Source organism: Allobosea sp. LjRoot9 (assembly GCF_964252745.1).
GTDB lineage: Bacteria > Pseudomonadota > Alphaproteobacteria > Rhizobiales > Beijerinckiaceae > Allobosea.
Genome location: NZ_CAXUPC020000006.1, coordinates 106,346 through 118,147, shown reverse-complemented (window position 1 = coordinate 118,147; position 11,802 = coordinate 106,346). Strand labels below are relative to the sequence as shown.

Genomic DNA, 11,802 nt, shown 5'->3' with positions numbered 1-11,802 from the left:
CGCACACAAGAGCGCGTTGCACCAAAGAACAATGCGCCCGGCCTTGATGATTGCTGCCGCCAGCCATCATTGTCCTGAAACATCGCAGGATGGGGGCAAACCCGTCTGCGCATCATTTTGCTGAAATCCCGGAGGAAATGTTCCCATGAAGCGTCGTCAATTCATCCAGACCGCCACTGCCGGCGCTGCCGCCGCAGCGGTCGCCATGCCGGCCGTCGCCCAGTCCAACCCCGAAGTGAAATGGCGCCTGGCCTCGAGCTTCCCGAAGTCGCTCGACACGATCTATGGCGCCGCCGAGGTCATGGCCAAGATGGTCTCCGACCTGACCGACGGCAAATTCCAGATTCAGGTCTTCGCCGCCGGCGAAATCGTGCCGGCGCTGCAGGCGGCCGACGCCGTGACCAACAACACCGTCGAGATGTGCCACACGGTGTCGTATTACTATGTCGGCAAGGATCCGACCTTCGCGATCGCGGCCTCGGTGCCGTTCGGCCTCAATGCGCGGGGCCAGAACGCCTGGCTGTACCAGGGCGGCGGCAACGAGCTGTTCAACGAGTTCTACAAGAAGTTCAACATCTACGGCCTGCCCTGCGGCAACACCGGCGCGCAGATGGGCGGCTGGTTCCGCAAGGAGATCAAGACCGTCGCCGACCTGCAGGGCATCAAGATGCGCATCGGCGGCATCGCCGGGCAGGTGCTGCAGAAGCTCGGCGTGGTGCCGCAGCAGATCGGCGGCGGCGATATCTACCCGGCCCTGGAAAAAGGCACGATCGACGGCGCCGAATGGGTCGGCCCCTATGACGACGAGAAGCTCGGCTTCTCCAAGGTCGCGCCGTTCTACTATTATCCGGGCTTCTGGGAGGGTGGGCCGACGGTCCATGCCTTCGTCAACCTGGAGAAGTGGAATTCGCTGCCCAAGGCCTACCAGGCCGCGCTGACCGCCGCCTGCACCCATGCCAACAACTGGATGGCGGCGAAGTACGACGTCGTGAACCCGCCGGCGCTGAAGCGCCTCGTCGGTGCCGGCACGCAATTGCGGCCGTTCTCGCAGGAGATCCTGGAAGCCTGCCTCAAGGCCTCGAACGAGCTCTATGCCGAGATCTCGGCCAAGAACCCCGACTTCAAGAAAGCGATCGAATCGATGGCCGCTTTCCGCGGAGACCATTATCTCTGGTGGCAGGTCGCGGAACTGACCTTCGACGTCTTCCAGGTGCGCACGCGCTCTCGCTGAGGCAGGGGCTGCGCTCCGGCGCGGCATTTCCCACTTCGTGGACGGCCGCGCTCCGGCGCGGCCTTCCCCCTCAACGACAGTTCTCCCTCAAAGCCCGGCGGTTGCCGGGCTTTTTTCATGTCAGCTGACAGCATGAACTCACTGATATGCCCCTGCCCCGCCGGAAATGCAGAGTCTTGCGCGCAAAGGTAGTGGATTTTAAAGCAGCCATGTCATTTTTGCATGCTCGCCATGCTTTTTCGCTTGCGCTGGCGAAAAGACCTGCTTTGTTTGTGGGAACGCGAAGACTGGACCAACCCGGCACGCGCACCGTCTTTGAGGGAGGACAAGTCCAGATGAAGCGTCGCTATTTTCTGAAGGCTGCAGGAGCCGGCGCAGCCGCCGGCGTGATCGCGAGCCCGGCCATCGCGCAAGCGATGCCCGAGGTGAAGTGGCGCGTCACTTCATCCTTCCCGAAATCGCTCGATACGATCTACGGCGCTTCGGAAATCCTGGCCAAGGCCGTCTCGGAGGCGACCGACGGCAAGTTCCAGATCCAGGTCTTCTCCGCCGGCGAGATCGTGCCCGGGCTGCAGGCCGCAGACGCCGTCACCAACGGCACCGTCGAGATGTGCCACACCGCGTCCTATTACTATGTCGGCAAGGATCCGACCTACGCCTTCGGCACCGCCGTGCCCTTCGGCCTCAACGCCCGCCAGCAGAACGCCTGGTTCTACCATGGCGGCGGCATGGAGCTGCTCAACGAGTTCTACAAGAAGGCCAATATCTACGCGCTGCCCGGCGGCAATACCGGCTGCCAGATGGGCGGTTGGTTCCGCAAGGAGATCAAGACCGTCGCCGACATGCAAGGCGTCAAGATGCGCATCGGCGGCTTCGCCGGGCAGGTGATGAGCAAGCTCGGCGTGGTGCCGCAGCAGATCGCCGGCGGCGACATCTATCCGGCGCTGGAAAAGGGCACGATCGACGCGGCCGAATGGGTCGGCCCCGCCGATGACGAGAAGCTCGGCTTCAACAAGGTCGCGCCATTTTATTACTATCCGGGCTGGTGGGAGGGCGGCGCAGCGCTGCATTTCTTCATCAACACGGCGAAATGGGACGCCTTGCCGAAGGTCTACAAATCGATCCTGACCACGGCCGCGGCACTCGCCAATGTCGACATGCAGGCCAAATACGACGCGCGCAACCCGGCCGCGCTGAAGCGGCTCGTCGGTGCGGGCGCGCAGTTGCGACCCTTCTCCCAGGAGATCCTGGAAGCCTGCCTCAAGGCCTCGAAGGAGGTCTATGCCGAGACCTCGGCCAAGAACGCCGATTTCAAGAAGATCTACGAGGCGATGTCCGCCTTCCGCGGCGACCAGTATCTCTGGTTCCAGATCGCCGAATATTCCTATGACAATTTCCTGATCCGCGCGCGCGCGGCCAATCAGCTCTGAAAAGAGCGACCGGCCAGTTTTCTGGTCCAACTCGAAGCCTGACGAACCCCGGCCGCAAGGCCGGGGTTTTTCCTCTCCCAAGGCCCGCGGCCATGGCTTCGCCGGAATTCTGTCGTTACCATCGTCGCATCGCGCATCCGAAGGTTCCGACCGTGCTGATCCGATTCACTGTACTGATCCGAGCCTTGGCATTCGCGACGCTCGCGGTCGCGGCTGGTCCCGCCATGGCGCAAGTCATCGGCGAGCCGATTCCCGGGCAGAGCACGACGACCTCCAAGGCGACGCCCTGGAAACCCGCCACGACCGCCCGCCCCTGCCCCGAATACGGCCCGGGCTTCGTGCGCATGGAAGGCAGCACGGCCTGCGTGCGGCTCGGCGGCTCCGTCGCCGTCGAATACGGTGTCCGCACGGGCGGCCGGACCGGCTCGGCGGCACAGGCTGGCGTGCGTCTCGAAACCCGCGACCAGACGACCCTGGGTCCGGTGCGCACCGTCATCCAGGCCAGGGGCCGCGTCGACCGCGGGCTCGACGGCTACACTTACGGCTATCGCTGAGCTGGCGGGGCCACCGTTACAGCTTTCGAAACCAGCCGCGCGATCTCGGCGCGCAGGACCGGCACCAGTTCCGCCTCGAACCAGGGGTTGCGCGTCAGCCAGGCATTGTTGCGCCAGGAGGGATGCGGCAGCGGCAGCACGCGCGGCATGACCGGCCGCGCCAGGATCTCGCGCCAGCTCGCCATCGTCTGGGACAGCGAAGCGCCCCCGCTCGGCCCCAGATGCCAGGCCTGGGCATAGCGACCGATCGCCAGCACCAACTCGATTTCCGGCAGCGCCGCGAGGACGCGGGCGCGCCAATGCGGCGCGCATTCGCGGCGCGGCGGACGGTCGCCGCCCTTGTCGTCGAGGCCGGGGAAGCAATGCCCCATCGGCACGATGGCGACCCTGGCCTCATCGTAGAAGGCGGCCTCGTCGAGCCCGAGCCAGCTGCGCAAACGGACGCCGGAGGGATCGGTGAAAGGCCTGCCGCTGGCATGGACGCGCGTGCCCGGCGCTTGCCCGGCGATGCAGAGCCTCGCCGTCGCACTCGCCTGGATGACCGGGCGCGGCTCATGCGGCAAGGGCGGCGGATAAAGCGGCGCATCGCGGCAGATCCGGCAGGCGCGCAGATCCCGCAGCACCGCCTCGAGCGGCTCCGCCAGGCTCACCGCCGCGCCAAGCGGGACCGGCCGGGCGCACGCGAGATCAGCCCGTCGCAGGTCCATTGCGCAGCGCCGGCACTGAAGCCATGCGGATCGCCGGGCTCGATGGTGGCGACGCCGTTGATGCGCCCGCTCGACCGGCTGCGCAGCACATAGAGCCGGCCGCTCAGCTCCACCGTGAAGCAATAGGTCCGGCGCGTCTCGGTCGGTCCATAGTAGTAGCAGACCGCTTCCGCCGTGGTGATCCAGCAGGCGTCCGTATTGGCGACATTGCGGTTGTGGCCGCTGGCGCGGCCGTCGGGGTGGTGGAATTCGCTGAAGGGCAGGTTGTTGTTGGAATAGCGGCCGCTCACCGTATTGCCCTCGAATGCCTTGCGGATGGCATCGCCACTCAGGCGCTCGGCGGCATGGCCGACGGCACCGGCGGAAAGCGACAGGCCCACGACCAGGACAGCGCAGGCGAGCCGCCGCATCATCGGGCCGCGAACCTGCGCCGCGACATCGGCAGGGCCGGCGCCCGCGAGATCAGCCCGTCGCAATACCAGGGCGCGCCATTGTCGCTGTGCTTGCGCGGATTGCCGAGCTCGACCGTCGCAAAGGCATTGATCTGGCCGTTGGAGACGTTGCGCAGCACATAGAGCTTCTCGGTGGCCTCGACCGTGAAGCAATGCACCGTGCGGTCGGTCGGCGGGCCGTAATAATAGCAGACCTGATCCTCCTTGGTGATCCAGCAGGCGTCCTTGTTGGGCTGCCAGCCATTATGGCCGAGCGCGCGGCCATCCGTGTCGTGATATTCGGTGAAGAAGCCGCCATTGGTATAGCGGCCGCTGACCGTGTTGCCCTCAAAAGCGCGCTTGATCGCCTCGCCGCTCAGCCGCTCGGCGGCGGAGGCGGGTGAGACCAGCGCCAGAGATGCCAGCGCCAATGTTGCCAGCACTAAGACGACAATCGCGCGCATTCAGGCCTTCCAACTCGGGCGCGCCGAGAGCTCGGCGTGCCAGCGGCGGATATGGACGAAATCCTCGGGCAGCGAAATACGCGAGGGCTTCATGAAATCGATCGCGATGCCGGCCGTGATATCCGCCACGGTCAGGTTTTCACCGCAGACGAAGCGGTTGCCGGCAAGCTGGAGCTCGAGGATCCAGAGATGGTCCTCGATCTGCTCGCGATTGGCCTCGGCCCATTCGGGAACCTGCTCCTCCAGCTCCGCCATCGAGGGGTGGCTGTGGCGGAAGACGGCGGTGACGCTGCTGAACAGGCCGAGCTCGACCCGGCGGTTCCACATCTCGGTCAGCGCCTGCTGCTTCGGATCGACCCCGAACAATGGCGGCTGCGGGTGGAGGCTCTCGATATAGCGGCAGATCGCGATGGTCTCGGCGAGCGCGGTGCCATCGTCGAGCACGAGCACCGGCAGCCGCTGCAGCGGGTTGATGCGCGTGAAGCTTTCGCTCTTGTGCTCCTTCTTGGCGATATCCACCGGCACGAGCTCGGGCAGAGGGATACCCTTCTCGGCGAAGAAGATCCGCACCCGCCGTGGATTGGGCGCCCGCCCGCCATCATAGAGCTTCATCGAAGACCCCTCCCTTTTGCGGGCCGACCCGACCATGGCGAGGCCTTTGCGGTCAACAGGATGACGCCATTTCATGATCGATGTTTGGCGATGACTATCACGGGCGACGCGTGGAAGCGGGCCTCGGTTCGGTCGATACCATCCAGGACAATTGCGAGCATGAGCCGAAGCAATCCAGGAAGGCTTGCTCTGCCGCACCTGGATTGCTTCGTCGCTGCGCTCCTCGCAATGACGGTGCGGTTCAGGCCCAAATCACTCCTAGGGTCGAATCTGGGGCAATCATGCTCGATCATTGCCGATCGTGGTCAAGATTTCGTCCGTGCCCAGATTGCTGCGTGCTGGAACTGCAATGCGCATACGACGTTATGTGTGTTGACGATGTGGATACGAATATGGCTTATCAACGATGTGTTGACCGATTGGCAGATCGATCAACCCGCGCAGCCAAGCGCGATCAACCCGGAGAGAATGGAACCCTGACAATGCCACCCGCCGCAGCTGTAATGAAGCGACCGGCATCGGAGACGAAGACGACAACGATAAATCTGAGAGTACCCCGGCAGACACGAGATCTCATCGATACCGCTGCAAATGTCGTCGGGAAAACGCGTACGGAGTTCATGCTGGAGAGTGCGAAGCAGCACGCGATCGATGTCTTGATCGATCAGAAGCTGTTCTCTCTGAATGAGGCGCAGTTCGAAGCGTTTATGGATGTCCTCGACAATCCGCCGCCGCCTAGCTCACGACTGAAGAGATTGTTCGCAGAGAAATCCCCATGGGAGAAGTAACGGACATATCGACGAAGCTCGGGGGCGGCCTGTCGCCCCCGAGCCCTATCACCTCTCATCACGATCTGAGCCAATTCGCCTGCGGCCACGATGCCCTCGACGATTGGTTAAAGGCTCGCGCCGTGAAAAGCGAAGGGCAAACCAGCCGCACATATGTCTGCGCCGAGCGCAATCTCGTCGTGGGTTACTACTGCATTTCGAGCGCCTCTGTCAGATTGGCTGCAGCCCCTGGAAAGCTGCGGAGAAATAGCCCGGACCCCGTGCCGATGATCGTGCTTGGTCGCTTGGCGGTGTGCAAATCTCACGAGCGACGAGGTATTGGTGCCGGCCTTCTGAAGGACGCTCTTCTTCGGGCAATCCAAGCGTCCAAAATCATCGGCGTGCGAGGCGTCCTCGTGCACGCTGTCGATGATAATGCCGCGGCCTTCTACAAGCGTTTCGACTTCATTGAGTTCCCTGCGGAGAGCAGGACGATGTTCATGCCGATTGAGACTGCGATTAGGGCTCTCGGCTGAAACACAGCGAAGTTCAACGAAACCTCATAAGGCTGCAGCCGCAGGAATTGCGACAATTGCGCTGCGCGCCTTAACGCAAGCCATCGTCATTGGTGCTGTCCCGGCCGTGCATGGCCCGCCGACGATTGCAGCAGCACGCTCTCGGCAGCAGCCTGCAGGAACCGCTTCGACATCTGCTCGTCGTTGACGGCGCGCGCGAGGAGCACCGCTCCGACCATCGTCGAGAGGACGGCCATGGCCCGACCGTCCGGCTCGTCGCCCTCGGCCAGCTTGTCGTCGGTCGACTTGTCGTCTGTCGGCTTGCCGACCCAGCCTGCCATCATGTCCAGATAGTCCTTTATCCCGGCTTCGAACGACGCCTTCACGTCGGGACCTTGCCTGGCGGCATCGGAACCCAGCGCGACGACCGGGCAGCCATCTGTCTTCTCCGCGCAATGACCCATGCTGAGATAGAATTCGACCACGGCCGAAAGCGGGTCTTCAGGGCTGGCCCCGGCAGCGGCCGACCACCTGCCCAAGGCGCTCTCCAAGGCGCGCCTGGAGGCCTGCGCGGCCAGGTCGTCCTTGGATTCGAACTGCTTGTAGAAGGCGCCCTGCGTCAGCCCGGCACCAGCCATCAGATCCTTCAGGCCGATGCCGTCAAAACCATGCTCCCGGAAAAGCCGGCTTGCCACATCGATCACCGCTTGCCGGTTTTCCTGCGCCTGGACACGACTGACCCGCATTGCCGATCTCCATAATTAGATTGCGTTCGACATCTATAATCGATATAGAGTTCGAATACAATCTAATTGGCAAGCAGGCGATGGGCAAGAAGGCTATGGGCAAGAGAAAGAGATCGGTGATCGCCGCAGGAAGCGTCGTGCTCGCAGCCTCAGTGGTGGCGGCGTTCGTCGTGCTCTCGGCGCGCCCGCAGAAGGCTTCTGCCGTGAGCGACCCGCGGCAGAATGCTCCGATCGTCAGGCTGGTTGCGGCAACACCGGTCGCCGAAGCCGAACGCCGCTTCACCGGCGTCATCGCTCCCAGGGTCCAGAGCAATCTCGGCTTCCGCGTTACCGGCAAGATCGTCGAACGGCTCGTGAATGTCGGCCAGGCCGTGACAGTCGGCCAGGCGCTGATGCGGATCGACGAAACCGACCTGCGGCTCGCGCTCACCGCAAAACGCAATGCCGCTGCGGCGGCGCGCGCCGTCCTGGTTCAGGCAAGGGCTGACGAAAAGCGCTACGCCGTTCTGGTCAGGGATGGCTTCGCCGCGAGCCCGCAGCGCTACGAACAGGCAAAGGCGGCGCTGGACACAGCCTCAGCGCAGCTCGCCGCCGCGGAAGCGGACGAGAAGGTCGCGGAAAACGGATCGAGCTATTCCCTTCTGATCGCCGATGCCGATGGCACGGTTGTCGAAACCCTCGGTGAGCCGGGACAGGTCGTCACCGCCGGCCAGACCGTCATCAGGCTGGCCCAGGCCGGCCCTCGCGAGGCGGTCGTCGCACTGCCCGAGACGATCAGGCCGGCCATCGGCTCGGCGGCCGTGGCCAGCCTCTATGGGAGCGAGGCTCGCCGCTACGCGGCCACGCTCCGGCAATTGTCGGATTCTGCGGATGCCCAGACCCGCACCTATGAAGCGCGCTATGTGCTTGATGGCGAGGGCGCAGCAGCACCGCTCGGGGCAACCGTGACCATCCGGCTGGCAAACCAGGCGAGCCAGCCGGAGATGGAAGTGCCGCTCGGAGCGGTCCTGGATGACGGCCAGAAAACCGGTGTCTGGCTGATGGATGAAGCGACCTCGACGGTGAGGTTTCGCCCCGTCAGGCTGGTGCGCGTGACCAACGAGACTGCCGTGATCTCCGGACTGAGCGCGGGCGAGCCGGTTGTTTCGCTCGGTGCTCATCTTCTGACGGACGGCGCCGCCGTCCGGACCGGTGTTCAAGCACAGGCGGCGAGTCGATGAGCTTCAATCTTTCAGCGATCGCGGTTCGCGAGCGAGCCATCACCCTGTTCTTCATCATTCTGCTGGCGGCCGCGGGCCTCTACGCATTCGTCAAGCTGGGACGGGCGGAGGATCCGTCCTTTACGATCAAGAGCCTGACGGTCACCGTCGCATGGCCCGGCGCGACCGCCCGCGAGATGCAGGACCTCGTCTCCGAGCCGCTCGAGAAACGTATCCAGGAGCTGACATATTACGATCGCGTCGAAACCATAGCGCGTCCCGGCTTCGCCTTTCTCACGATCACGTTGAAGGACAGCACGCCTCCCTCGGCGGTCGAACAGGAGTTCTATCAGGCCCGCAAGAAGCTGGGAGACGAGGCCCGCAACCTGCCCCCGGGCGTGCTCGGGCCCTTCGTCAACGACGAATTCTCCGATGTCAGCTTCGGCCTCTATGCGCTCAAAGCCAAGGGCATGCCGATGCGCGAACTGGCGCGTCAGGCCGAGGTCATCCGTCAGGACCTTCTGCATGTGCCCGGCGTCAAGAAGATCAACATTCTCGGCGAGCGGCCCGAACAGATCTTCGTCGAGTTCTCCTATGCCAAGCTCGCAACCCTCGGCGTGTCCGCACGCGACATCGCCAGTGCGCTGCAACGCCAGAATACCGTCACGCCGGCAGGCTCCATCGACACGCGCGGCCCGCAGGTCTTCGTCCGGTTCGACGGCGCCTATGACAGCATCCAGGCGATCGCCGACACGCCGATCGTCGCCGGCGGACGTACGCTGAAACTCTCCGATGTTGCGGATGTCCGCCGCGGCTATCAGGACCCGGAGACCTACATCATCCGCCATGATGGCGAACCCGCCATCATGCTCGGCGCGGTGATGCAGCAGGGCTGGAACGGGCTGGAACTGGGCAAGGCGCTCGAAGCGCGATCGAGCGCGATCGCCGAGCGGCTTCCGCTCGGCATGACGCTCGCGAAAGTCAGTGACCAGGCCGTCAACATCGAAGCCGCGGTCAGCGAGTTCATGCTGAAATTCGCGATGGCGCTCGGCGTCGTGCTGTTCGTGAGCCTTGTCGCCCTGGGCTGGCGCGTCGGCATCGTCGTCGCGCTCGCGGTGCCGCTCACCCTTGCCGTCGTCTTCCTCATCATGCTGGAAACCGGCCGCTTCTTCGATCGCATCACGCTCGGCGCGCTGATCCTCGCGCTGGGGCTGCTGGTCGACGACGCCATCATCGCCATCGAGGTGATGGTGGTAAAGATGGAAGAAGGCATGGACCGGATCAAGGCGGCTGCCTACGCCTGGAGCCACACGGCCGCGCCGATGTTTTCGGGCACGCTGGTCACGATCATCGGCCTGATGCCAGTCGGCTTCGCCGGTTCGAGCGCCGGCGAATATGCCGGCAATATCTTCTGGGTCGTCGGCTTCGCGCTGATCGTCTCGTGGATCGTCGCCGTGGTCTTCACCCCTTATCTCGGCGTCAAGATGCTGCCGGACATCAAGCCGGTCGAGGGTGGCCATAACGCGATCTACAACACGCCGAACTATCGGCGCTTGCGCAGCGTCATCAAGTTCACCGTGCGCCACAAGTTCGTGACCTGCGCCGTCGTCGTGATCGCCATGGGCCTGTCCGGGCTCGGCATGGGCGCGGTGAAACAGCAGTTCTTCCCGACATCCGATCGACCGGAGGTATTGATCGAGGTTCGCATGCCGGAGGGCTCCAGCATCGGAACGACGACGGCCGCCGTCGCAAAAGTCGAACATTGGCTGAAGGATCAGGCCGAGGCGAAGATCGTCACGAGCTATGTCGGCCAGGGCGCGCCGCGCTTCTTCTTCGCCATGGCGCCGGAACTGCCGGACCCGGCCTTTGCCAAGATCGTCGTGCTGACCGCGAATGCCGAAGCGCGCGAGACGCTGAAGCATCGGCTGCGCGATGCGATATCGGAGGGCCTCGCGCCCGAAGCCTTCATCCGCGTCACGCAGCTCGTGTTCGGGCCCTACACGCCGTTCCCCGTCGAATTCCGCGTCATGGGGCCCGATCCGGCGCAGCTTTACCAGATCTCCGAAAAAGCCCTCGGCCTGATGAAGGGCGTCGCCGATGTTCGGCAGGCGAACCGGGACTGGGGCAACCGTTCGCCCGTGCTGCGTTACATTCCCGACCAGGACAGGCTCAATCTGATCGGGCTGTCGCCGGCAGAGGCAGGCCAGCAGATGCAGATGCTGGTCAGCGGTATCCCGGTGACGCAGGTTCGCGAAAATATTCGCAACGTGCCGGTCGTAGCCCGCAGCGCCGGCGAGAACCGTTTGGACCCGGCAAGGCTGGCCGATTTCTCGCTGATGAGCCGGGATGGCCGCCAGGTACCGCTCGATCAGATCGGGCGCTCCGAAATCCGGTTCGAGGAGCCGATCCTTAAACGCCGCGATCGCACGCCGATCATTACGATCCGCTCCGACGTCAACGAGGCGACCCAGCCACCGGAAGTCTCTAAGCAGGTCATGAAGACGCTGCAGCCCCTGATCGCTTCGCTCCCGGTCGGCTACCGCATCGAGATGGCGGGCAACATCGAGGAATCGATCAAGGCCAACGATGCGCTCGCCAAGATATTCCCGGTGATGATCGCCGCCATGCTGATCGTCATCATCCTGCAGGTCCGCAGCCTCTCGACGATGACCATGGTCATGCTGACCGCGCCGCTCGGGCTAGCCGGGGTGGTTCCGATGCTGGTCGTCTTCGACCAGCCGTTCGGCTTCAACGCCATCCTCGGCCTGATCGGTCTGGCGGGCATCCTGATGCGCAACACGCTGATCCTGACCGAGCAGATCCAGGAAAACCAGGCGGCCGGACTTGACGATTATCACGCCGTGATCGAGGCGACGGTGCAGCGGACGCGGCCAGTCATCCTGACCGCGTTGGCAGCGGTCCTGGCCTTCATTCCACTCACCCATTCGGTGTTCTGGGGATCAATGGCCTACACGCTGATCGGCGGCACGGCGGCCGGGACCGTGCTCATCCTGCTCTTCCTCCCGGCCCTCTATGCCACATGGTTCCGCATCAAGCCGACTGTGGACGGGAACCATGAGGTTTCAACGGGGGAACCGGAACTGCGACCGGCACTGGCTGCCGAGTAGGGTTCCGGCCAAGCGCCG

The 11,802-nt window shown here is 64.0% G+C and carries 12 protein-coding genes; 7 read left to right on the top strand and 5 right to left on the bottom strand.

The genetic code is table 11. From position 1 onward, the window contains the following. Positions 1 to 145: 145 nt before the first annotated feature. From ACSQ3P_RS22025 to ACSQ3P_RS22015, 3 genes are all read left to right on the top strand, one after another. Positions 146 to 1,231, top strand: a complete 1,086-nt coding sequence (locus ACSQ3P_RS22025; RefSeq protein ID WP_436167621.1) for a TRAP transporter substrate-binding protein — start codon at positions 146 to 148, stop codon at positions 1,229 to 1,231. Positions 1,232 to 1,566: 335 nt separating this feature from the next. Next, entirely contained in the window at positions 1,567 to 2,661 is a 1,095-nt protein-coding gene (locus ACSQ3P_RS22020; protein WP_436167620.1) for a TRAP transporter substrate-binding protein, read from the top strand. 185 nt (positions 2,662 to 2,846) lie between these two features. Next, complete coding sequence (locus ACSQ3P_RS22015; RefSeq protein WP_436167619.1) at positions 2,847 to 3,215, top strand: hypothetical protein; 369 nt, start codon at positions 2,847 to 2,849, stop codon at positions 3,213 to 3,215. Here the strand turns inward: ACSQ3P_RS22015 and ACSQ3P_RS22010 are convergent. Genes ACSQ3P_RS22010 through ACSQ3P_RS21995 form a run of 4 tightly spaced genes read right to left on the bottom strand, consistent with a single transcriptional unit; the run spans position 3,206 to position 5,429 of the window. Continuing rightward, positions 3,206 to 3,865 (bottom strand): uracil-DNA glycosylase family protein, encoded by a 660-nt coding sequence (locus ACSQ3P_RS22010; protein ID WP_436167618.1) that lies wholly within the window; start codon positions 3,863 to 3,865, stop codon positions 3,206 to 3,208. The genes ACSQ3P_RS22015 and ACSQ3P_RS22010 overlap by 10 nt on opposite strands. Continuing rightward, entirely contained in the window at positions 3,862 to 4,335 is a 474-nt protein-coding gene (locus tag ACSQ3P_RS22005) for a hypothetical protein (RefSeq protein WP_436167617.1), read from the bottom strand. The genes ACSQ3P_RS22010 and ACSQ3P_RS22005 overlap by 4 nt, the downstream gene beginning before the upstream one ends. Further along, on the bottom strand, positions 4,332 to 4,817 hold the full coding sequence (locus ACSQ3P_RS22000; protein ID WP_436167616.1) for a hypothetical protein: 486 nt from the start codon (positions 4,815 to 4,817) through the stop codon (positions 4,332 to 4,334). Before ACSQ3P_RS22000 ends, ACSQ3P_RS22005 begins: the two co-directional genes overlap by 4 nt. Beyond that, complete coding sequence (locus ACSQ3P_RS21995) at positions 4,818 to 5,429, bottom strand: glutathione S-transferase family protein (RefSeq protein WP_436167615.1); 612 nt, start codon at positions 5,427 to 5,429, stop codon at positions 4,818 to 4,820. A 392-nt stretch (positions 5,430 to 5,821) separates the two neighbouring features. Between ACSQ3P_RS21995 and ACSQ3P_RS21990 the strand changes: the two genes are divergently transcribed. Together ACSQ3P_RS21990 and ACSQ3P_RS21985 are read left to right on the top strand one after the other, a co-directional pair. Continuing rightward, complete coding sequence (locus ACSQ3P_RS21990) at positions 5,822 to 6,217, top strand: DUF1778 domain-containing protein (RefSeq protein WP_436167614.1); 396 nt, start codon at positions 5,822 to 5,824, stop codon at positions 6,215 to 6,217. Next, on the top strand, positions 6,205 to 6,732 hold the full coding sequence (locus ACSQ3P_RS21985; RefSeq protein WP_436167613.1) for a GNAT family N-acetyltransferase: 528 nt from the start codon (positions 6,205 to 6,207) through the stop codon (positions 6,730 to 6,732). Before ACSQ3P_RS21990 ends, ACSQ3P_RS21985 begins: the two co-directional genes overlap by 13 nt. An 86-nt stretch (positions 6,733 to 6,818) precedes the next feature. Here the strand turns inward: ACSQ3P_RS21985 and ACSQ3P_RS21980 are convergent, their stop codons facing one another. Continuing rightward, positions 6,819 to 7,457: a TetR/AcrR family transcriptional regulator gene (locus tag ACSQ3P_RS21980; protein WP_436167612.1), complete on the bottom strand. Its 639-nt coding sequence runs from the start codon at positions 7,455 to 7,457 to the stop codon at positions 6,819 to 6,821. A gap of 95 nt (positions 7,458 to 7,552) precedes the next feature. On the opposite strand from ACSQ3P_RS21980, the gene ACSQ3P_RS21975 reads away from it, so the two are divergent. Together ACSQ3P_RS21975 and ACSQ3P_RS21970 are read left to right on the top strand one after the other, a co-directional pair. Further along, positions 7,553 to 8,677, top strand: coding sequence for an efflux RND transporter periplasmic adaptor subunit (locus ACSQ3P_RS21975; protein ID WP_436167611.1), 1,125 nt, complete (start codon positions 7,553 to 7,555; stop codon positions 8,675 to 8,677). Next, positions 8,674 to 11,784 carry an efflux RND transporter permease subunit gene (locus ACSQ3P_RS21970; RefSeq protein WP_436167610.1) on the top strand — a complete coding sequence of 1,037 codons (3,111 nt, stop codon included), beginning with the start codon at positions 8,674 to 8,676 and terminating at the stop codon, positions 11,782 to 11,784. The genes ACSQ3P_RS21975 and ACSQ3P_RS21970 overlap by 4 nt, the downstream gene beginning before the upstream one ends. The last annotated feature ends 18 nt before the right edge of the window (positions 11,785 to 11,802 follow it).